The 23,271-nt window shown below is 37.5% G+C and carries 20 protein-coding genes; 1 reads left to right on the top strand and 19 read right to left on the bottom strand.

What is annotated here, in order from left to right; translation table 11 throughout:
* Positions 1-31 precede the first annotated feature (31 nt).
* The 18 genes from IGI49_RS03545 to pcrA form a co-directional block, all read right to left on the bottom strand.
* Positions 32-487 (bottom strand): SprT family protein, encoded by a 456-nt coding sequence (locus tag IGI49_RS03545; protein WP_429963373.1) that lies wholly within the window; start codon positions 485-487, stop codon positions 32-34.
* Positions 480-2,660: a Tex family protein gene (locus IGI49_RS03540; RefSeq protein ID WP_429963372.1), complete on the bottom strand. Its 2,181-nt coding sequence runs from the start codon at positions 2,658-2,660 to the stop codon at positions 480-482. The genes IGI49_RS03545 and IGI49_RS03540 overlap by 8 nt, the downstream gene beginning before the upstream one ends.
* A gap of 87 nt (positions 2,661-2,747) precedes the next feature.
* Entirely contained in the window at positions 2,748-3,653 is a 906-nt protein-coding gene (locus IGI49_RS03535; RefSeq protein WP_429963371.1) for a DMT family transporter, read from the bottom strand.
* Positions 3,654-3,764: 111 nt separating this feature from the next.
* Positions 3,765-4,496 carry a metallophosphoesterase family protein gene (locus tag IGI49_RS03530; RefSeq protein WP_429963370.1) on the bottom strand — a complete coding sequence of 244 codons (732 nt, stop codon included), beginning with the start codon at positions 4,494-4,496 and terminating at the stop codon, positions 3,765-3,767.
* A gap of 35 nt (positions 4,497-4,531) precedes the next feature.
* The gene (locus tag IGI49_RS03525) at positions 4,532-4,903 is read right to left on the bottom strand and encodes a VOC family protein (RefSeq protein WP_429963369.1); all 372 of its coding nucleotides are present in this window, start codon (positions 4,901-4,903) and stop codon (positions 4,532-4,534) included.
* Positions 4,904-4,972: 69 nt separating this feature from the next.
* Complete coding sequence (locus IGI49_RS03520) at positions 4,973-6,364, bottom strand: L-cystine transporter (RefSeq protein WP_207703307.1); 1,392 nt, start codon at positions 6,362-6,364, stop codon at positions 4,973-4,975.
* A gap of 205 nt (positions 6,365-6,569) precedes the next feature.
* Positions 6,570-6,956 carry a DUF1149 family protein gene (locus tag IGI49_RS03515; protein WP_429963368.1) on the bottom strand — a complete coding sequence of 129 codons (387 nt, stop codon included), beginning with the start codon at positions 6,954-6,956 and terminating at the stop codon, positions 6,570-6,572.
* A gap of 32 nt (positions 6,957-6,988) precedes the next feature.
* Positions 6,989-7,603 carry an HAD-IA family hydrolase gene (locus IGI49_RS03510; RefSeq protein WP_429963367.1) on the bottom strand — a complete coding sequence of 205 codons (615 nt, stop codon included), beginning with the start codon at positions 7,601-7,603 and terminating at the stop codon, positions 6,989-6,991.
* Between the two features lie 34 nt (positions 7,604-7,637).
* A complete protein-coding gene (locus IGI49_RS03505) occupies positions 7,638-8,306 on the bottom strand; it encodes a 2,3-bisphosphoglycerate-dependent phosphoglycerate mutase (RefSeq protein WP_429963366.1) in 669 nt (222 codons plus the stop codon).
* Positions 8,307-8,353: 47 nt separating this feature from the next.
* Positions 8,354-8,773 carry a hypothetical protein gene (locus IGI49_RS03500; RefSeq protein WP_429963365.1) on the bottom strand — a complete coding sequence of 140 codons (420 nt, stop codon included), beginning with the start codon at positions 8,771-8,773 and terminating at the stop codon, positions 8,354-8,356.
* 782 nt (positions 8,774-9,555) lie between these two features.
* Positions 9,556-9,687: a hypothetical protein gene (locus tag IGI49_RS03495; protein WP_278253114.1), complete on the bottom strand. Its 132-nt coding sequence runs from the start codon at positions 9,685-9,687 to the stop codon at positions 9,556-9,558.
* Positions 9,688-9,690: 3 nt separating this feature from the next.
* A complete protein-coding gene (gene rlmD / locus IGI49_RS03490) occupies positions 9,691-11,055 on the bottom strand; it encodes a 23S rRNA (uracil(1939)-C(5))-methyltransferase RlmD (protein ID WP_429963364.1) in 1,365 nt (454 codons plus the stop codon).
* A 121-nt stretch (positions 11,056-11,176) separates the two neighbouring features.
* Positions 11,177-12,184 (bottom strand): diacylglycerol kinase, encoded by a 1,008-nt coding sequence (locus IGI49_RS03485; protein WP_207703302.1) that lies wholly within the window; start codon positions 12,182-12,184, stop codon positions 11,177-11,179.
* Positions 12,185-12,197: 13 nt separating this feature from the next.
* Positions 12,198-13,628, bottom strand: coding sequence for an Asp-tRNA(Asn)/Glu-tRNA(Gln) amidotransferase subunit GatB (gene gatB, locus IGI49_RS03480; protein WP_429963363.1), 1,431 nt, complete (start codon positions 13,626-13,628; stop codon positions 12,198-12,200).
* Positions 13,628-15,097, bottom strand: a complete 1,470-nt coding sequence (gene gatA / locus IGI49_RS03475) for an Asp-tRNA(Asn)/Glu-tRNA(Gln) amidotransferase subunit GatA (RefSeq protein WP_429963362.1) — start codon at positions 15,095-15,097, stop codon at positions 13,628-13,630. The genes gatB and gatA overlap by 1 nt, the downstream gene beginning before the upstream one ends.
* Positions 15,097-15,402: an Asp-tRNA(Asn)/Glu-tRNA(Gln) amidotransferase subunit GatC gene (gene gatC, locus IGI49_RS03470; protein WP_207703299.1), complete on the bottom strand. Its 306-nt coding sequence runs from the start codon at positions 15,400-15,402 to the stop codon at positions 15,097-15,099. Before gatC ends, gatA begins: the two co-directional genes overlap by 1 nt.
* A gap of 190 nt (positions 15,403-15,592) precedes the next feature.
* Positions 15,593-17,623: an NAD-dependent DNA ligase LigA gene (ligA, locus tag IGI49_RS03465; protein ID WP_429963361.1), complete on the bottom strand. Its 2,031-nt coding sequence runs from the start codon at positions 17,621-17,623 to the stop codon at positions 15,593-15,595.
* Positions 17,624-17,634: 11 nt separating this feature from the next.
* Positions 17,635-19,881: a DNA helicase PcrA gene (gene pcrA, locus IGI49_RS03460; RefSeq protein WP_429963360.1), complete on the bottom strand. Its 2,247-nt coding sequence runs from the start codon at positions 19,879-19,881 to the stop codon at positions 17,635-17,637.
* Positions 19,882-20,042: 161 nt separating this feature from the next.
* Between pcrA and IGI49_RS03455 the strand changes: the two genes are divergently transcribed.
* Complete coding sequence (locus tag IGI49_RS03455) at positions 20,043-21,584, top strand: ClC family H(+)/Cl(-) exchange transporter (RefSeq protein ID WP_429963359.1); 1,542 nt, start codon at positions 20,043-20,045, stop codon at positions 21,582-21,584.
* Between the two features lie 68 nt (positions 21,585-21,652).
* Here the strand turns inward: IGI49_RS03455 and IGI49_RS03450 are convergent, their stop codons facing one another.
* Entirely contained in the window at positions 21,653-23,113 is a 1,461-nt protein-coding gene (locus IGI49_RS03450) for an alpha-amylase (protein WP_429963358.1), read from the bottom strand.
* Positions 23,114-23,271: the final 158 nt, after the last annotated feature.

Here is a 23,271-nt window from a genome sequence, read left to right as displayed (position 1 = left end):
CTCTTATGTAAGCAACCGATCCCTTAAAAGTCTAAGAAGAAGCTTTTACAGTATTTACAAAAACTAATTTCCCATGACAATTGCCGCAAACATAACGTTTAGTATCAATTTTCCGGCGTCTTTGAACACTTTTTCCACAACTTTGACAACGATACAACTGAATTGCTACGCTTGCCAATGGTGGTGCGTAACGAGATCCGCCAGTTTGTTTGAGCAATTGTTTGAAATCTTGATCTTTATGCTGATAGCCTCTTCCAGTTAAATGAAGATGGTAATGACAGAGCTCATGCTTAATCACATTTATAAGTTCCTCTATTCCATAACGTTCAAAGATCAATGGGTTAAAGTCCAAATTATGACTATTTAAGTGATAACGGCCGCCAGTCGTTTTCAAACGGCGATTGAAGCTGGCTTGATGTAAAAAAGGTTGCTGGAAAGATTCCAGCGAAACCTTTTCTACTAACAGTTGTAATTCCTCTTTAGTCATTAGCTGATATCGGAATCATCGTCAAGCTGATTCGAGCTTTCTTTAAATCCACCGCTTCTACCCAAACGGTAACAACATCCCCAACTGAAACTACATCAGTTGGATGCTTCACAAACTTTTGGCTTAACTTAGAAATGTGAACTAAACCGTCTTGTTTCACACCAATATCCACAAAAGCTCCAAAGTCGATAACATTTCGGATTGTCCCCTGCAGCTCCATTCCTGATTTCAAGTCTTCCATACTTAAAACATCTTGGCGAAGCAATGGCGCAGGCATCTCATCACGCATGTCGCGACCAGGTTGTAACAAAGATTGTAAAATATCTTGAATTGTCTCTTTACCAGTTCCCAAGCTCTGAGCCAATTGATTAACATTCAAGTTTTTTAGTTTCTTAACTGCCTCTTCGGTACCTAGGTCTTTTAAAGAAACACCAGCTTGTATTAAGATTTCTTTCGCACTATCATAACTTTCTGGGTGAATGGAAGTATTATCCAATACATTTTTTCCGTTTGGAATACGCAGAAAACCAACTGCCTGTTCATAAGCTTTTGGACCTAGACGGGGCACCTTTTTCAACTGCTGGCGAGCAATGAAGCCGCCGTTCTCATCACGATAAGTTACAATATTTTGTGCAGTAGTTTTGTTAAGTCCAGAAACGTATTGCAACAATTGTGGACTAGCTGTATTTACATTAACACCAACTTGGTTTACTGCAGTTTCTACCACAAAATCAAGTTGTTCAGAAAGACGCTTTTGTGAAACATCATGTTGATACTGCCCTACACCTACGGCTTTGGGATCAATTTTAACTAATTCAGCCAAAGGATCCTGTAAACGTCGAGCAATGCTGACGGCACTGCGCTCTTCAACTTGTAAATCAGGAAACTCAGTTCGAGCAATTGTACTTGCTGAATAAACTGAGGCTCCAGCTTCATTAACGATTACGTAAAAAACTTCATCTTTCACTTGCTTTAATTGTTCGGCAACAAATAGTTCTGATTCTCGGCTGGCAGTACCATTACCGATTGCAACCATCTCAACGTGATGCTTTTCAATCAATGCCCGTAATGCTGGACCCGCCGCTTGGCGTTTTACTTGAGAAGCAGGTTTATGTGGATAAATTACTTCAATTGCCAGTACTTTTCCGGTTTCATCAACAACAGCCAATTTACATCCTGTGCGGTAAGCGGGATCAAAACCTAATACTATTTTTCCTTTTAATGGTGACTGCAATAATAAATTACGCAGATTTTCACCAAAAATAGCGATTGCTTGTTCATCTGCTTGCTCGGTTAATTCATTACGAATTTCTCGCTCAATCGCAGGTCCAATGAAGCGTTTATAACTGTCTTTATATGCTTCACGAACAAATTCTACCGTAATTGACTGACTATTTTCAATTAACTTTCGTTCAAGATAACTGAAAACTTTTTCTTCGTCCACGACGATGTCTACTTTTAAAACCTCTTCTTTTTCACCGCGATTTGAAGCTAAGACACGATGAGAAACCATTTTTTTAATTGGTTCTGTGAAGTCGTAATACATTTCATAAACTTCTTTGTCATCCTTGTCAGCATCTTTTACTTTACTTTGATATAAACCATAATTCTTAGTATAGTCACGAATCCATGTTCGATAATCTGGGTGATCACTTACATGCTCAGCCAGGATTTCATGAGCGCCTTGCAATGCTTCATCAGGAGTGTCTATTTCATCATTCACGTAAGACGCAGCTTCAGCATAAACATCCCCACTTGTTGGAAAACTCATTAAGTACTGAGCCAACGGTTCTAAACCGTTCTCCTTGGCAATAGTAGCCTTTGTACGTCGTTTTTGCTTGTAAGGGCGGTAAAGATCCTCAACTTTCTGCATTTTAACAGCAGCTTGGATGGACTGAGACAATTCTTCAGTTAGCTTACCCTGTTCTTCAATTAAACGTAAAACTTCTTGTTTTCGCTTCTCTAAGCCTTCAAGATAATGATAGCGTTCCTCGATTTCGCGAATTTGAACTTCGTCCAAACTGCCAGTCCGTTCTTTCCGGTAACGGGCGATAAACGGAACGGTATTTCCTTCATCTAACAATTCTAAAACAATTTTAGTCTGCTGCGGGCGATATACTGTTAACTCTTTATTTAATAATTGGACGATTTCTTGATTGATGCTCATGACCATTCCTCGTTTCTACAAAATCTTATCTATTTTACCATAACGATAGCATTTGTTGAACTTCTAGCAGCAGATTATCATTACTTTCACTTATTAACGAGACTTTACCTTCATTCGCCGCTGAGCAGCTATGTTCGGCCATTCTGATAAAAATAGGCCAGACAACGTCAATAGTATTCCAATTCCTGCTTTAATAGTTAACTGTTCCCCTAACAAAATAACAGATGCTAACGTAGTTAACATTGGAATCGAATAAATATAGATGGCCGCTCGAACTGCCCCTAACTGCCTTACTGAAAAATTCCAGGTTACAAAGCACAAAGCAGAAGCCCCAACACCTAAAAATAGTAAATTCCCCATATTTTTTATATCAGCAAAACGCGCCCAATCAAAGCCATCGATTGAGTATAAAAACACTGGCGTCATAAGTAATAATCCATAAATGAAAATACGTTGAGTTATTGCAATCGTTGAATAACCAAACTGTCCAATTTTTTTAATCACCAACGAGTAGCCCGCCCAGAAAAAAGTTGCAATGAACGCCAAGCCGTCTCCAATTGGGTTTACGTTAAGAGTACCAGTCAAACTGATAAAACAAATCCCAATAATCGAACAGAAAAAGCCTAAAATAAATAGAGGCTTCAATTTGCCTTCTTTTAACAAAAATCGGCTAAGCAATGCTGTAACAAAAGGACTGATTGAACCAATAATTCCTACATTCATAGCTAAAGTATAGGTTAAAGCGACATTCTCTAAATAGTAATAAAGAAAAACACCAAAGATACCCGCTAAGGCAAAATATCCTTCTTGCCTCCAACTAGAAAATGGCAAAAGCTTAGGTGAAACTATTAAAAGAACGACTAAGCCTAACAAAAAACGAATAAACAGGATTTCAATCGGTAAAAATGAAGACAGCAATACCTTAGTCGAAATGAAGGTTGATGCCCAAATGATAACTGTAACAATTGCAGCTAAATGACCCTTTACATTATTTTCCATCTCATTCCTTCTCTCACCCTTATTCAATTCTTAACTATGCCACAAAAGTATCAGAATCACTAGGTTTTTTACAAAAAAATCTGACACCTAAATGTCAGACCTACTAATTATTTAAAAATTTGGCTTCCATGGGCCCTTCAAATTCGGTAACTCATGGTCCTCTATAATTCCACTATTATTAAAAAGCACTCCATGGAGTGAGCCGCCAAAAACTGCGCCTCCATCAACGCCAATTTTATTATCTGACTGCCAAAGTGCGGTAGTTTGCATATCCCCGTACAACATAGGTGTAATAGTGTGCCCAAAAACAATCACTTTGCCTGTTTGATTTTTGCCTGTATGAAAAGGTTCGCGAATCCACAAAAAATCATGTAAATCAGTGTTTCGCCAATTGCTTTTTGCCAAATCAATTCCTGCGTGTACAAACACATACTGCTTCCATTCAAAATAGAAAGGACGGTGACCTAGAAACTCAACCAGGTCTTTATATCGACTTCTGATAAACATTGCTATTTCAGTTGGAGAATATTCTTCTGTTGCCCCAGCATGAAGCAAGCTTTCAATTGTCTCTTTTCCACCATTATAAAGATAACTCTCAAACCAGTCTTCAGGATTTTTTAGAAACTGAAGAAAATACTCTTCATGGTTTCCTTTAAGATAAACTGCCTGATATTTCTCCACCAACTGTTTCCCCAACAACCAACAGTCTTTACTTTTTGCTCCTCGATCATTTAAATCACCAATTAGAACCAATTGCTGTGTTTGCGGCTCAAAAAACTCCAGCATTTTTACAAATAAATCATATTCCCCATGAACATCCCCAATAACAAAAACCTGGTCCATCTTTCTCATCTCTTTCTTACAGAAAACGTCAGTATCTACTGACCAGACACAACAAAATAATTGCCATCCAAATCAACAAAGTTGAAAACATATTCTTCACCAATTTGAGCAATCTCACCTACTTGAACATTTTCTCCTTTCAATTTTTTATACAATTTCAACACGTCATCACTACTAAAAATCAAGGCAGGAGATGGCTCCACCGTTTCACCAGAATTGGTCTCAACAAACTGACGATCATAAATCACTAAGTGAGTTTCACTGGTTTCACTAACGGCCAATTCAGCCACAAATGACCCATCTATTTCATCCAAACTAATTTGAAAAAAGCCTAACGATTGCCAAAACTCATTCGATTTTTTTACATCTTGAGCATATAGAATGATCTTCAACCGATTATTAAACATTTTATTCATCACCTCTGGAAAAGTGTACCAAAAAAGGCTTGGTCGCGCTAGCCAAGCCTTCGAATTCTTTTATGAATTTACTTCAATTGAAGCATCTTTATCCTGTAAAATCTCCCGATCCAATTCATGTATGCGTTCACTGGTTACCACACCAGCTACCATACTGCCGCTTACATTGACAGCAGTACGAGCCATATCAATTAATGGCTCAACTGATATAACTAAACCAACAATCGCTACCGGCAAATTCATAGCACCTAATACGATTAATGAAGCAAAGGTCGCTCCACCACCGACACCAGCTACACCAAATGAACTAATCGTAACAATAGCTACCAGCATAATGATGAATTGTAAATCAAAGACATTTACACCAACTGTTGGGGCAACAATTGTCGCCAACATGGCTGGATACACACCAGCACATCCATTTTGACCAATAGAAATTCCAAAACTTCCTGCAAAATTTGCAGTCGCTTCATCAACTCCTAAAGCCTTTGTTTGAGTTTCAATATTCATTGGCAATGTTCCTGCGCTTGAACGTGATGTAAATGCAAAACTTAAAGCAGGAAAAGCTTTTTTGAAAAAGTTCACCGGACTTACTTTGACTAAAATTAAGATTAATGAGTGAACCAATAACACAGCAATTAAAGCAGCATAAGAAGCTACGATAAATTTGCCTAAGTTGAGGATTGCCTCAAAGTCACTTGTTGCTAATACATTAGTCATTAACGCTAACACCCCGTAAGGAGTTAAACGCAATACTAAAGTAACAATACGCATGATTACTTTGTACAGGCTGTCAATCAAATTGGCAAAAAATTCAGCCTCTTTGGGTGCTTTTCTTTTAATACCAAGATAGGCTACTCCAACAAAAGCTGCGAAAATTACTACGCCAATAGTACTTGTTGGTCGAGTTCCAGCAAAATCAGCAAATACATTGGTTGGAATAAATGCTAAAATTTGTTGCGGAATTGAAAAATTCTGTACCATTTCTTGTCGTTCAGCTAATTCGCTGATACGAGCAGATTCAGCAGCACCTCTAGTAAAAGTTGCACCATCTAATCCGAAGATTATCACAGCTGCAATGCCAATTAATGCAGCAATAGCTGTAGTAGCTAATAATACAAATAGGACATTTGCACTAATTTTGCCTAGTTTACTGCTGGACTTCATTTTAGTAAAGGCACCAACAATCGAAATAAATACCAATGGCATGACCAACATTTGTAATAATGAAACATAACCATTACCAACGATTCCGATCCAATCCATGGCTTGAGTAATAACCGTGCTTCCATTTCCCAAAAGCAATTGTAAAAGACCACCGAATACGATTCCTAGTCCTAAACCTGTAAAAACACGTGTTGAAAACTTCACATGTTTTCTTTGCATTTGATAGAAGCCTACAAGCATGGCAACAAAGATCGCAACCACTAATACAGTGAGCAGAGTTGTCATTGTATTCCTCCTTAAAAAAACATATTAGAATGACAAGTCTGTCAAAGGAAGTAAAGGTTCCCGGGGAATATTCTTCAATATCCCACCCTAAAAAATAAGTGCGCGACTCTTGAAATTTTTAGTGACTGTATCATTATAACCTACATCCAGCATTCTGTCCTTTCAAAAAGCTTACAAAAAAAGAAACTTCCGCAATGGAAAAGTTCTATTGAGCAGTTGGCGAAGCAAAATTAATTTTAATTCCTGGTTGATCCAAGGTAATTTCAGTCATTTCATAGATCATGCGCTCCACTAGCCGGAAGAGCGGCTTCACCATTTCATTCGCCTCCGCCTCATTCATGTCAGATTGGTTTCTGATTTGTCGATTGATTACGTGGTTCACTTGTGACACGGTCCCACTGACAATAAACGCATCAAAAGGTAAAACAAACTCAAAACGAACACCCATAATACTGTTTTCTTTCGGATAATTTTGATCGGTTGACTCTAAGGGACTGAAGTTAATCTGTATTTTCTGCTTAACCTCCTGATCCCTTGGTGGCAACCCATAATTAAAGGCTTCAACAAGCTCTTGATCACGTATTATTTCCATATCGCACCCCCCCCTTAAAATTATAACATAGTCTACTGGTGAAAAAGAGAGGATATTTCTTTTAGATGTGTAATTGTATAAGTCGCATTTACCTTTGTATCGAGAGGGTCTCGGTTGTAAAAGCATGTTGCAATTTGTGCATTTTCTCCTGCTTCAATATCTAATTTTCGGTCACCAATCATGATAGTTTCTTTACGGTCCAATCCATAGTTTTTGATTAGCGCATTCAAAGAGCTCGGATCAGGTTTTCTTGGATAACCTGAATCACTGCCAATAATATCCTCAATTAAACTATCCAAAAAATCTCGTTTTAAGAGCTTCCAAGTTGCATCCACCGTACGATGAGTTACAATAAAATGCCGGCCACCTCTTAACTTCAAGTTTTCCAAAGTTTGCTTGGCATCACTAAAGGGAAATGAATCCTTCAAAATTTGGTTCTCATACTGATGAAAGACTCGGTTAAATGAGTCTTCAGGTAAGTTTTGCTGTTCAATCAAATAGCGAATCGATTCTGCTTTGATCATTTCGTAAACTTGATGGCGTTCAGCCTTTACTTTGAAATCTTGTAAAGCTTGCATCAAGGCATCCATCATTACCGGATAAGTATCATAAAGTGTACCGTCAAAATCCCAAATAAAATTCTTCATCTATTCGTCTCTTTCTATGCTTTACATAATAATTTTATAGTTCCGTTTTATTCTTAATTGTAAAATTTGAATCAAAAGAGTATAAGATTGGAGTCGCATTGGGTACTTGAATCTCATCTACACAATTTTCAGGAATTCCCTCTAAATATTGAATTAGTGCTCTCAAGCTATTACCATGGCCACAAACTAGAACAGTCTCTCCATTTTTTAATCTAGGAACAACTTGGTCTTGCCACAGAGGTAGAACTCTTTTTGAGGTCATACTCAAACTCTCTCCTCGAGGAATTAAGCGTGGGTCTAAATTTTTATATCTTCGATCCAATTGATTTTTCTTAATTAACGGTGGTACTTCGTTAAAATCTCGACGCCACTTTTTTATCTGATCCTTACCAAATCTCTCGGCCATTTCATCTTTATTCTTCCCAATTAGATCACCATAATGACGTTCATTTAATCGCCATGATTTTACTTCAGGAACAAAAATGGCTTTAGCTTCCTCCAACACTAATTCTGCTGTTTTGATTGATCGTTTTAAAACTGATTCAAAAGCACAATCAATCATTAAGCCAGAATTTTTAATTCGCTTTCCTGCTTCACGAGCCTGTTGACTGCCTTTATCAGTCAAATCAACGTCCAACCAGCCAGTCCAGTAGTTAGCAAAGTTAGCCTCACTTTCACCATGTCTAATTAAAATTAGCTTCATCCGATCACCTCTTGAATAGAATATCAGAAAAGGCCTAGTTTGGTATACTAGACCTTCTTGATAAATTGTGTATGACACTTTTTACAGGTAACTTTTATCTTGCCCCTCCCACTTGGAGCACGCATCTTTTGCTTGCAAGAAGGGCATTTAAATTGGCGATAGGACCGATCAATACTAAAATCTCTTTGTTTGATTTTTTCTACCATCCGCAGATATTTTTGGTTTTCATTACTTCTTGGATAAATACGTTTAGAGAAGAAACGATAGAAAATAATAGATAGTATGAACAAAGTTAGCAAATTTCCAATAGAGTAAGGAATCCAGCGATTAAACAAGGATATGATTAATCCAATAATCAGCAATGTTTTATTTAAAAAATCAAATCTACCATAACGTCCCTGCATAAACTGCACATATTTCTGATAAAGCTTGAGTAAACGTTGCATCCAAATTCCTTGCAATTTCATTCTCCTTTGATACTAATTCTTTAAAGCTTTTTCCAGTGAGAAAATATCACCACTCTGTGTTGCTGATAGATAAGCATTTATTTTATTCTTTGGCCAATTCCATCATTAATTATCTAAAAGGTTAGAAATTATATTCTCTGGAAATCGCTGTTTGATCATTTTTGTTGGCACTTCCCCAACAACTATGTAGGCAGGCACGTTCTTAGTAACCATAATGCCCTTGCCCTAATTACAGCTCCATCTTCAATGGTAACACCAGCTACGAGGTTAGCCTCATAGCCAAATCCAGACATCATTTCCGATAACTATGTTGCCTTTGTTATCCCAGTCATTGGTCATTTCACTCTTCAAAAACAAAAGGAAAGTGTAAGTAGAGAGAGGATTGGCTGTGATTTTCACTATTGAATAAAAATTTTGCACCACATAGTATCGAACAAAATTTTCCAATTATCAACTTATCATGATTAATCGGGTAATGATAAAGATCAATATTCTCTTCGAAATCTCTTGGATCATTTATAAAGTCATTATAGATCGTATATGCTCCACAGCGATGTTAGGATTATTAATAACAACTTTTAGATAAACAATTTTGCATATCATTTCGATGTGTATAGATTTTGTTGTAGGAATAGTCATGATAAAACTCCTACTTTTAGTTTTATCAGTAGTTTCAACTATTTCCACTTGAACAATGCTTCATCCCATTAAGTCACTTCTTTTGTCAAAAAGAGTATTGTGATCACGAAATGACTTCAAGCGAGAATTTTCTTTGCCAATAATTACTTATTGTAAATCTTTGGTCCTTTTCGCATGTTTTTCCGATCATTTTTGGGTGACTCCATCTTTTTAGATCTTCCACCACCGGCCTGTTTTTTCTTAATTAATTCCATCATCTTTTCTTTCGTATTCATTTTTTACACCGCCTTCGTTAACAACACAACTGCTTCGATATGATAAGTTTGTGGGAATAAATCGACTGGTTGAACTTTTTCTGCTTGATAACCAAGTTCGCCAAAACGCTCTAAGTCACGAGCTAAAGTTGCTGGGTTACATGAAATATAAACAATTCGATCTGGATTCAACTCAGCAGAAGCTTGAATAAATTCTTCAGCTAATCCTTTTCTAGGTGGATCAACAAAGATTACATCAGGCTTAATTCCTAATTGTTCCCATTGCTTCATTACCTTCTCTGCTTTACCAATTTGGTAGGTCACATTCTCAAGCCCATTTACTTGAGCGTTATATTGAGCGTCTTCAATCGCTTGAGGTACAACTTCGACTCCATAGACATGTTTTACTTGTTCAGCAAAAGATAAGCCAATTGTTCCGATACCGCAATAAGCATCAATGACAACATCTTCGGGTTTCAATTGAGCGAAATCAATCGCTGTTTGGTATAGCTTTTCAGCTTGTTCAGTATTTACTTGATAAAATGATTGTGGCGAAATACGATAAGTTCTGCCAAACAATTGGTCTTCAATGGTTTCTTTTCCAGCTAATAAGATGTCTTCTTTACCCATAATCACATTTGTCTTTTCGCTATTTACATTTTGTATCACTGAAACAGTTTCCGGCAATTCAGACTGAATCGCTTCAGCAATCCGACTTCCTTGGAAAAATTTTACAGTCCTAGTAACTAATATTACCATCATTTCATGGGAATAATGTCCGCGTCGGATGATAATATGCCGTAAAAAACCAGTATTTTCTTCTTCATTATAAGGTTTGATTTTGAAACGTTGCAGAATATCTCTTACAACAAGAATTGCTTTGTCGATTTCAGGGTCTTGAATGAAATAATCTTCAATTGGTAATAACTCATGAGAATTTTTCCGGTAAAAACCGGTAGCTAATTCATCATTTAACTTTCTAACTGGGATTTGTGCTTTGTTGCGGTAAGCATAAGGCTCAGCCATTCCAATAGTTGGAAGTACAGGGACATCCGGCATATGAGCAATTTTATTCATTACACGTTTTACTTGTTCTTCCTTGAAGTCCAACTGATAATCATATTTCATATGACTAAGAGGAGCAATTCCGCTTCTTAATAAATCCATGTCCTTAACAGGTGTACGGTTAGTACTTTCAGTTGATCGTTGTAATACTTTTCCGTAAGCAAACTTTTTACCTGTTTTTACAATTAGAATTTCTACATCTTCATCTGGTAGAGCATTCTCAATAAAAATTGGAAATCTTTCAATATGAGCAACACCCAGTCCCTCATGGGTTAGATCGTCGATAGTAACATTGTAAGTTTGATTTTTTTCAATAGTTTTCATTATTTCCTCCTTAAGGAAGTGCTTTGCTTAGTTTAATGAATAAAAGGTGAAAAAGCAACAGTTCTAGCGACAAATTAAAAAGGTATTTCCACTATAAAAGCAGAAATACCTTTATCAATAATTATTGTTCCTCTTGCTCTTCTAACTTCTTATACTCCTTGACAAGTTCTTCACCGGCTTCTTTTTCTTCTAATTCAATTCCTTTAATAGCATCATCTGATATTTCATCAGTGTTCGCGTAAAACTCAATATGCTGATGTAAATTCTCAAATCGCATAGGCGCATCTCCACCATATTCGCCATCTAAATTAATCATCATCCGCTTATTGCCATCCAAAGTGGAAGCTTCGAGAAAATTAGTTTTAACGTACAATACTTTCGGGTCATTTACATGTTTGCCACCATTCAATACTAAAGTAATTAAACGAACAATTTCAAACAAGTTAGCAGTTTTTACAACAATTAGAGAGAATTTCCCATCATCCAACATTGCATCGGGTGCAATGGTCTCAAAACCGCCAATTGAATTCGTTAAGCCGAGAAAGAACATAGACGCATCGCCTTCGTATTCCCCACCTTCATATTTTAAACGCATTTTTATCGGTTTAATTCTAGGAAGCATTTCTGCTCCCTTAGCAAGGTAAGCTAAATAACCGAAAATACTTTTCAATTCAGAAGGAACATCATAAGTCAGTTCAGTTAAATAGCCACCAGCCGCGATGTTAATAAAATATGTCTCGCGTGCTTTACCAATATCCATTTTGACTGTTTGATGCTTTTGAATTACTTCAGCAGCTGCTTTAACATTACTTCTTGGTATTTTTAAAGCCCTAGCATAATCATTAGTGGTTCCAGCAGGAATGATCGCCATTTTAGGTCGATTTTCTAAAGGAGCAATTCCATTTACTACTTCATTAATCGTACCATCGCCACCTGCAGCTATAATCAGATCAAAACCAGCTTCGGCTGCTCGCTTTGCCTCATTTTTAGCACAATCTGGTTCTGGCGTAGTCGCAAAAGCGCTTGTTTCGAAGCCAGCCTTTTCGATTGCATCCAAAATATCTGCTAGGTTGTTACGCATGATTTCTTTGCCAGATACCGGATTGTAGATTAATCGTGCTTTTTTCACAATAGGACTCCTTCTAGCGTTTCGCTAATTCCTCTTGCAATAATTGATTAACTACTCCAGGATTTGCTTTGCCTTTAGTAGCTTTCATAATTTGACCAACCAAGAAACCAACAGCACGGTCCTTACCATTTTTGAAATCATCAACTGACTGCTGGTTATTATCCAGAACCTCATTAATCATTGGCAGCAACTGGGCAGGATCAGATAGTTGAACCAAACCTTTTGCCTCAACAACTTCTTTAGCGTCCCCGCCACTTTCAATTAATTCGCGGAAGACTTTTTTAGCTATCTTAGAACTGATTGTACCGTCGTTAATTAATTTGATCATACCCGCCAAGTTCAATGGTGTTAATTTAGTTTCCGCCAAGTCCAGCTTTTCACTGTTTAAATAAGCAGAAACTTCACCCATCAACCAATTAGATGCTTGTTTAGCATCAGCACCTGCTTTTAAAGTTTCTTCAAAGAAATCAGACATCTCACGAGTTAATGTTAAGACCATTGAATCATACTCAGGTAAACCTAATTCATTCACATAGCGTTCTCTTCTTGAAGCAGGCAATTCTGGTAATTCTGTTCGAACTTTTTCAATCCATTCATCATCAATAATAAAACGAGGGATATCTGGTTCTGGGAAGTAACGATAATCACTTGATCCTTCCTTAACCCGCATTAAAATAGTCTTATTTGTAGATTCATCATAACGACGCGTTTCTTGTTGAATGGCACCACCAGAAAGAAGCACTTTCGTTTGTCGTTGTACTTCGTAAACTAAACCCTTACGTACAAAACTCATTGAGTTCAAATTTTTCAATTCCGTCTTAGTACCAAACTCTTCTTGACCATAAGGTCGCAAAGAAATATTGGCGTCACAACGCATTGAACCTTCTTCCAGCTTAACATCACTAACATCAGTAAATTGAATAATTGAACGTAGGGCCTCTAAATAAGCATAAGCTTCGTCAGGAGAACGCATATCTGCTTCAGAAACAATCTCGATTAATGGTGTTCCTTGACGGTTCAAATCAACATAAGAATAGCCGCCGATACCGTGCATATTTTTACCAGCGTCTTCTTCTAAATGGACCCGTTCAATACGGATCGTTTTCTTTTTGCCGTTTACGTCAATTTCAATATGTCCATCATGGCCGATGGGTTCATCAAATTGAGAAATTTGATAAGCTTTTGGATTATCTGGATAGAAATAATTTTTACGATCAAAATGCATATTTTTTGAAACTTGGCAGTTCAATGCTAAGGCTGCTTTCATACCAAATTCTATAGCTGCTTTATTCATTACAGGCAGAACTCCTGGGTAACCCCAGTCGATAATGTTTGTATTCGTGTTTGGATCAGCTCCAAAATTTACTGGCGCAGGCGAAAAGATTTTAGAATTAGTTTTCAGTTCTACATGGACCTCAAGTCCGATGACGGTTTCTAAGTTCATTACTTGCTCCCCCCTAAAATCACTGGTTTTAGCTTGTGATGATCGGTTGCTTGCTCAAAAGCATAAGCTGCTTTATACATGGTTGATTCATCAAAATGATTACCAATCAGTTGCAATCCTACTGGTAAACCACCAGATAGTCCAGCAGGTATTGACATTCCAGGTAACCCAGCTAAGTTTACTGGAATTGTTAAAATATCGCTTTGATACATTGTAATTGGATCGTTAATATTTTCACCGATACCATAAGCAACTGTTGGCGAGGTTGGCCCAATAATTAAATCGTAATTTGCAAAAACTTTTTGGAAGTCTTCCATAATTAATGTACGAACTTGTCCTGCTTTTTTGAAATAAGCATCATAATACCCAGCAGATAAAGAGAAAGTTCCTAGCATGATCCGACGTTTTACTTCCTCGCCAAAGCCTTCTGTACGAGTATTAACATACACATCTTCTAGGCTTTGTACGTCTTCAGAACGGAAACCATAACGAATACCGTCAAATCGCTGCAAGTTAGAACTTGCTTCAGATGAAGCGATAATGTAGTAGACTTGTACACCATATTTTGAATGTGGCAAACTTACTTCTTCTACTGTCGCACCTAATGCTTTAAAGGTATCTACAGCTTTCAAAATAGCTTCTTTGACTCCTGCATTTACGCCTTCACCTAGATACTCTTTTGGCAAAGCAATTTTCATCCCTTTAATATCGCCAGTTAAACCAGCGGTAAAATCAGGTACTTCAACACCTGCAGAAGTGCCATCTTTTTCATCGTAACCACTAATCGCACTTAACGCTAACGCATTATCCTTTACAGTACGTGTAAACGGACCAATTTGATCTAATGAAGAAGCAAAAGCAATTAAACCAAAACGTGAAATACGTCCATAAGTTGGTTTCATTCCAACTACCCCGTTAAAGGCTGCTGGTTGACGAATACTCCCACCTGTATCACTACCTAAAGAAACTGGTACTTGACCAGCAGCAACAGCCGCAGCTGAACCGCCAGAAGAACCACCAGGAACTTTCGTATGATCCCAAGCATTTTTCGTCTTCTTAAAGTAAGAGGTTTCTGTTGAACCCCCCATAGCAAATTCATCCATATTTAGTTTGCCAACAGTAATCATGTCAGAGCTATAAACCTTTTCCATAACAGTGGCATCATAAATTGGACTAAAGTTTGACAATATTTTTGAAGCTGCCGTTGTTAACAAGCCCTTTGTTACAATATTGTCTTTAATCCCGATTGGAATACCAGCTAAACTATTAGATTCAGTAATTCCTTTTTCATCGGTCGATTTAGCAGCAGTCATAGCATTTTCTTCATTTAAAGTAATAAAGGCTTCTACTTGTTCTTCTGTTTCATTGATGCGTTTAAAAGTATCTTGAGCTAAATCAGTTGCTGTGATTTCTTTAGAAACAAGCAGGCTGTGTAATTCTTCAATTGTTTTATCGTATAATCTTTCCATTATGCACCCGCCTCTCCGTTATCAATAATTGCAGGAACTTTGATGAAGCCGTCTTCGCTTTCAGGGACATTCTTCATTAGTTCATCCCGTGACCAACCCTCGGTTGCTACATCTTCACGCATTACATTCACAGTGTCAATTACATTAGAGGTAAATGGTACTCCTTCTGTATCTGCTTCACTTAATTGTTCAACCATATCGATGATTTTACCAAGTTGATCGGTAAAACCAGTCAATTCGTCATCAGAAAAAGAAAGTTTCGCAAGTTTCGCAACATGCTTGACTTGTTCTTCATTGATTGCCATATTATCCCTACTTTCTATCGACGATTCCGCCAATTTTCATCATTTTATCATATCTCTTTCAGATTACACGCTTTTTCCAGAAATTTTTCAGCTCAAGAGCTGATTTTTCTTTTGCTTATTTCCTCAGAGACATATGCTTTTTTATAATACTCGTTTTTTATGAAACTCGTCAACTGCTCTTTTGTCTTTATTACTCATCCAAATAGCTAGTTTCGATTGCCTGAATCATTTGTGTTTCATCCCAAACATCAATTCCTAAAGATTGAGCTTTGGTCAATTTACTTCCAGCATCTTCTCCAGCAACTACGATATCTGTCTTTTTAGATACACTTCCTGTGACCTTTCCACCTAGATTTTCAATCTTTTCTTTCGCATCTTCGCGGGTATAATCTAGCAATTTACCAGTTAATACTATTGTTTTACCTTTAAATGGGGATTCAACTTCTTCCAACTGGCTGGTTCGTAAGCCCTTATAGATAAGATTAACTCCGCGATCGGCTAATTCCTTCATCAGATCATGAACTTCATCGTTTTCAAAGTAGGTAACGACACTATCTGCAATTGTTTCACCCATCGTATTCAATTCAATAATCTCTTCTTTTGTTGCTTGGCTTAAGTCGTGAAGACTACCAAAATGTTCAGCCAATATACGAGCCGCCTTAGAGCCTACATGGCGAATTCCTAGACCAAAAATAAGTCGCTCTACAGAATTCTCCCGACTAACATTAATTGCTTGTAAAATATTTTTGGCAGATTTATCTTTAATTTTATCCAAGGTTAACAATTGCTCTTTTTCCAAAGCATATAAATCAGCAACATCACTAACTAAATGTTTGTCATACATTTGAGCGAGTACACTTGGTCCTAGTCCGTCAATATTCATAGCATTGCGGGACACGAAATGATTCAATCCTTCTTTGATTTGAGCAGGGCATTTCGGATTAATACACCTTAAAGCAACTTCTTCATCTAAATGAACCAGTTCACTATCGCAAATCGGACAGTGAGTGGGAACTTCATAAGGTGTACTATTACTTGGACGTTTTTCCATAATCACTTGCGCTACTTCTGGAATAATGTCTCCTGCCTTATAAACTAAAACAGTATCATTCAAACGTATATCTTTTTTCTCAATATAATCACTATTATGTAAGCTAGCTCGACTAACAGTTGTTCCTGCTAAACGTACTGGATTCATAATAGCTGTGGGTGTAATTACACCCGTGCGCCCAACGGTCCATTCGATACCTTCAATAATTGTCTCGGCTTCTTCAGGGGGAAACTTGTAAGCAGCTGCCCATCGGGGTGCCTTAACTGTAAAACCTAATTGATCTTGCAAATCAAAATCATTCACCTTGACGACAATACCATCAATTTCATAAGAAAGTTGGTTTCTTTTTTCATGGAATGCTTCAATATACTCCCAAACCTCGTCAATCGTGTCACACAGTTTCCGTTCATCATTTGTCCGGAAACCTAATCTTGCTAGTTCACTTAGAGCCTGATCTTGAGTAGTCGCTTCTAACGGACCAAAATCAGCCAGAGTGTACAAAAATGTACTCAGATTGCGATGAGCAGTAACTTTTGAATCTAGCTGTCTCAAGCTGCCAGCTGCAGCATTACGCGGATTAGCGAATACTTCTTTTCCTTCTTCTTCACGACGCTCATTTAATTTAACAAAGGATTCTTTTGGCATATAGCATTCCCCGCGCACTTCAACAGATAACGGTTCAGTTAATCGTAACGGAATTGACTTAACAGTTTTTAGGTTTTCTGTAATGTTTTCGCCGATACTTCCATCCCCGCGAGTTGCTCCTTGAACAAACAGACCATTTTCATATTTTAGAGAAATCGATAGCCCATCTATTTTTAACTCACAACAATAAGAAACGGAATGTCCGACTGTTTTTTTTACACGTTCATCAAAAGCAATCAACTCATCTTTATTAAACACATCATTCAAACTATACAATGGTGTGTCATGAATGACTTTTACAAAGCCTTCCAGTACTTTCCCACCCACTCGCTGAGTTGGTGAATCCGCAGTGATCAAATTAGGATAGTCTGTTTCTAAATTCACTAGTTCTTGGTATTTTTTATCGTACACATAATCTTCAACAGAAGGCTGATCCTTGACGTAATATTGATAAGCGTATTTATTCAACTCGGTGCGTAACGCCTCTGCTCGCTGTTGTGCTTTTTGGAAAGTAAGTTGTTCCACTCCGTCTCCTCCTAAATTTTTTCAATTGGAGCAAAAGCTGCTAATAATCGCTTCACTCCTTGTTGTGGAAAAGCAATATCTAATTCTATATCGTTTGCATTCCCAGAAACCTTTACCACTGTCCCGATTCCCCATTTTTTATGTTTTACCTTGTCCCCAGGATTCCAGTCTTCTTTTTCGCCGCCAGACGCAGTTTTACTACTGATCGGTTCACGAATTGCTTGTTGATACTTAGCCTGTTTTAACGATTGCGCATTCGAAAACGGATTAGATGTTGCTGGATTTTTTTGCGGCTGCATTCCTTCTGGTTTTACTAAAGAATCACCAATTTCAGCCACAAAACGAGAGGGCTGGTTGTATTGTGTTTTACCATAAAGTGTCCGGGAAAATGCGTTAGTCAAATACAAATTTTCCTCAGCACGAGTAATTCCTACATAAGCCAATCGGCGTTCTTCCTCTAATTCAGATTCCTCCATTAATGAACGAGAAAGCGGAAAGAGATTTTCTTCCATACCAATCAGAAAAACAATCGGAAATTCTAGTCCTTTCGCCGCATGCAACGTCATCAGAGTAACCTGAGCACTGTCTTCTTGGTAATCATCCAAATCAGATACCAAAGCTAAATCATTTAAAAAAACTGCTAATTTTTCTTCTGGTGCTTCTGCATCTTCTTCATCCTGTAATTCATAACGTTTATCAAATTCCTGAGTAACTGTTCGGAACTCTTCCAAGTTTTCTAAACGGGATTCCGCTTCTAGGGTACGCTGATTTTTTAGTTCTTCTAGATAACCGCTTCGTTCCAATACCTGATCTACTAGTTCTGTCACTGGCAGATAGGGAACCATTTCCCGAAACTGCTCCATCATCACAGCAAACTCGGCAATCATACGTCCAGCTTTGCCAGAAATATTAGCCAACTCTACATTCTGGGCCGCTTCTAACATCGACCAATCATGCATCTGAGCAAAGGCACGCAATTTATCTACAGAAGCAGCACCAATTCCTCGTTTTGGTGTGTTAATAATTCGTTCAAAGCTTACACCATCTCTTGGATTATTAATGACATTCAAATAAGCAATAATGTCTTTAATCTCTTTTCGATCATAAAATTTATGACCACCAACCATGGTGTAAGGTATATTAGACTTTACTAAAGTATCTTCAATAGTACGAGATTGGGCATTCGTCCGATAAAGTACCGCAAAATCATTGTAGCTTCGATCACTGTTTTGAGCTTCCATTTTAATTTTACTCACAACAAATTGTGCTTCATCCCGTTCACTATCTGCCCGATAATATGTTATTTTTTCACCATCTTTGTTGTCTGTCCAAAGATCTTTTTTCCGTCGATTACTATTATTTTGAATCACTTGATTTGCTGCATCCAAGATTTTTTTTGTTGAACGATAATTTTGCTCCAATAGGATGACTGAAGCATCTGGATAGTCTTTTTCAAAGTCCAAAATATTTTGCATATCTGCGCCACGCCAACCATAAATACTTTGATCTGCATCTCCTACCACACACAAATTCCGGAAACGAGCCGCCAGCATATTTACCAATGTGTACTGAGCATGATTGGTATCTTGATATTCATCTACATGCAAATAACGGAATTTATGCTGGTAATACATTAGAACATCGGTTTCATCTTCGAATAAACGAATGGCATTCATAATTAAATCATCGAAATCCATGCTTTGATTGTTTCGTAACGCTTTCTGATATGCTTCATAACAGCGGGCAACAATTTCTTCAAAAAATGATCCTTGCATTCCCGCATATTTTTCAGGAGTCAGCAGTTCATTTTTAGCATTGCTGATAGTACCTAGAATGGAACGAGGATCATATTTCTTAGGATCAATATTCAATTCTTTCAGGATACGTTTCATCAGGGTCAGTTGATCGGAACTATCCAAGATCGTAAAATTACGGTCATATCCAATCTTGTCTACATCTCTACGAAGAATACGTACACACATAGAGTGAAAGGTAGATACCCATACATCTTCCCCACCTTGACCTAAGATCCCATTCACTCGTTCTTTCATTTCTCGAGCAGCTTTATTAGTAAACGTGATCGCCAAAATATTCCAAGGGTTAATTTCTTTTTCTTCTATTAAATAAGCAATGCGTTGTGTCAGCACTCTTGTTTTGCCACTACCAGCACCAGCCATAATCAAAAGAGGACCTTCTGTATGTAAAACTGCTTCTTTTTGCTTAGGATTAAGCCCTGCCAACAACTCTTGTTTCTGCATGCAAAACTTCCTTTCTGTTTTCAATCCTATCAATTATAGCATTTCTCATACATTCGTGAAACTAGCAGCCATTAAAAAAAAGCTAATTTTCTTTGTTATTTTCCTTGCCTTCTTTTTAAAACAGCGCTACATTATTTAAGTATTATTATTGGAGGGTTTCTATGGATAACACACATGAAATTAAACGACTAGACAACACAAAATTAGTGTTTATCGGTAAAGGAGTTTTGATTGGTTTACTAGCAGGTCTCTGTGTTAGTCTTTTTCGATTGCTGATTGAAAAATCTGTATATTTTGTCGAAAAATTTTACATATATGCGCAAACAAGTCCTATTTCCCTTATCCCGTGGGTGATAGTAATGCTTTTTTTAGCCTGGATCATTTCTAAACTGATTCGTTCAGAACAGCATATTAAAGGTAGTGGTATTCCGCAAATTGAGGGAGAGTTGCAAGGCGAATTACAACAGGATTGGTTTTCAGTGCTATGGAAAAAGTTTATTGGCGGAATTCTTTCAGTTGGTGCGGGACTTTTTTTAGGCCGAGAAGGACCCTCAATTCAATTGGGAGCAATGGTTGGCAAAGGGTTCGGAGTAAAGACGGGTGCTAGCACTTCTGAGAAAAAAATTTTTATTTCTAGTGGTGCCGCTGCTGGTTTGGCTGCTGCTTTCAATGCACCAATTGCTGGCTTGCTTTTTGTTATTGAAGAAATCCACCATACCTTTTCGCCATTAATTTGGCTGACTTCCTTAACTTCTGCTTTAACTGCTAATTTTGTTTCTCTTAATTTTTTTGGCCTAAAACCAGTTCTATATCTTGGTAATATTCCACAACTTCCGCTGCGCTATTACGGACATCTGATTCTCCTAGGAATTCTTTTGGGAATTTTTGGCTATATTTACCAATCGACACTGCTTGCCTTGTCCAAGCTTTATCTGCTAACTAATTTACCCGAACATTTCTATGGAATAATTCCATTTCTACTAGTTATTCCGATTGGCTTTTTCTTTCCTCATTATTTAGGGGGTGGGAATCAGTTGATTTTAGATTTTAACCATGAACAGTTTCCTCTTATTTTCTTGATTGGCCTCTTTTTACTGCGCTATTGTTTTTCAATGATTTCCTATGGAGGAAATCTTCCTGGAGGAATCTTTTTACCAATTTTGACGTTAGGAGCAATTCTTGGCGGGCTTTACGGAACTGTCTTAAATAATTATTTAGGTATGGATAGTATGTACATCAGAAGTTTCGTTATTTTTGCAATGGCGGCTTATTTCACCGCAATCGGTAAAGCACCACTTACTGCAATTATCTTAGTAACCGAAATGGTAGGAAATATTACTCATCTAATGCCCCTTGCAGTGTGTTCCTTAACTGCATACCTTATGAACGATCTATTAGGTGGTAATCCTATTTATGAGTCTTTGTTAGAGAAATTGCTTAAACATCACTTTGTCTCAATTAGCGGAATTAAGACCGTTATTGAATATCCAGTCACAGTAGAAAGCAAACTAGATGGAGTTATGATTCGTGATTTCCAATGGCCTGAAGATATGCTTTTAATTTCCATTCGGCGAGGATCTTCAGAAATTTTGACTCATGGAAATACGGTTATGAAGGCGGGGGATCAGTTAATTATTTTAACTGCTGAAGATCATGTACCACTTGTCAAACGAATGATTCACAAAACCTCTCAACTTTTCTAGTAGTAGAAAAAGAAGTTAAAAATAGAGTGTCTCTTCTTATAGGAACTTTTTGAAGACACTCTACTTTTTTATTCGTGTAATTGTTGAACTAATTTTTCATTAACGTAAACTGAAACCTGCCCGTCATTTACTGGGAAAACGCCCTGACCATTATCACCTAAAAGTACTTTGGCTTCATTATTTCCGAGTATATCTACAAAGGTTTCTCCTTGATGAATGGCACTGATAGTCATCTCTTTTTCTCCACCGCCAGCATTGGTCAGAATCACAGCCATACCAGAATGCTCACTCTCAAAGTTACCTGTACAGGTCCATCCGATTATACTAGGATCGTCAAAGTAATCCGCTTGGCTGCCAAAAGTTAATTGTTCTCGTAACTTCATCATAGTTGTAAGGTTGGAACCAACAGCTTCCACATTCTTCGATCCATAAAGATCACCCCAAAAGACTACTGGCGTACCTTCATTCCGTAAAAGTGTTAGCGCATATGCATGACTCTTGAACCAACCCTCTACCCAGGATTCCAAACTTTGCCCTTTTTGGGTATCGTGGTTATCTACAAAAGTTACCGACCAATCCGGACGAGTTTCAATTAACGTTCCTGCAAAAATTCCCCGCATATCAAAATTCCCCATAGAATTAGCAGCCTGATAAAGATTAAAGTGTAATGGAACATCAAATAGTAGAATTAAGTTACCTGATAAGTCTAGATATTCATGTAACTTATCTAACTCATCTGTCCAGTATTCGCCTACCACAAACAATTCCTCATGCTTCTCTTCCCGACGATGCAATAACCAATTAACAAACAAATCAAAACGGATATGCTTTACTGCGTCTAACCGATAACCATCTACATCTGTTAACGCTTGATACCAATTACCCCACTTGTCTAATTGCTCTACAGTTTCAGGATTTTTCATATCCAAATTACAGCCCATCAAATAATCAAAATTCCCATTTTCGTCGTCAACTTGCGACTCCCATCCTTTTTCAGCGAAATTGAATATGGCATGATCCTTATTACGGGCATCATAATCTACACCTGAAAAGTTTTGCCAGTGCCATTGATACTGATTGTATTTCCCCTTTCTCCCTGGGAAAGTAAACTTTGTCCAAGCCTTAATTTCTTTTTCATCTGAAATAGGTTTTGTTCTATCATCAAAACTATAAGCCACAGCTCGAACAGTCTCCTCTTCGTCAGCTCCCATAAAGTGATCAAAAACTATATCAGCATAAACCTTCATATCGTATTTCTTCAGTGCTTGGATGCATTGTAAATACTCATCTTTCGTTCCGTATTTGGTCGGAACCGTATTTTTTTGATCAAATTCTCCTAAATCGTATAGATCATATGTTCCGTAGCCAACATCATCAATCCCCGCAGAACCTTTATACGCAGGAGGAAGCCATACAGCAGATATTCCTAGTTCTTTTAATTCTTCTGACTTTTTAGATAAACGATGCCAATGTTTGCTATCTGCTGGCAAATACCATTCAAAAGCTTGTAAAATCGTCTCATTTTTCATACTTACACCTCATTTTCTATTTTATTTTACTAGATAACGAGTAAAATTCGTATTAAAATGCCCGTATTAACAACTAGTAAAGATATTTGGATGTTTTTGACCGTTTTTGATTGAAATGCATAAATTTTTGTGGTAATATACTTGTTGAAGGAGGGTTG

It is taken from the genome of Enterococcus sp. AZ071, assembly GCF_050499065.1.
Classification (GTDB): domain Bacteria; phylum Bacillota; class Bacilli; order Lactobacillales; family Enterococcaceae; genus Enterococcus_A; species Enterococcus_A ferrettii.
The sequence above is the reverse complement of the archived record's forward strand: the minus strand, read 5'-3'. Positions and strand labels throughout refer to the sequence as shown.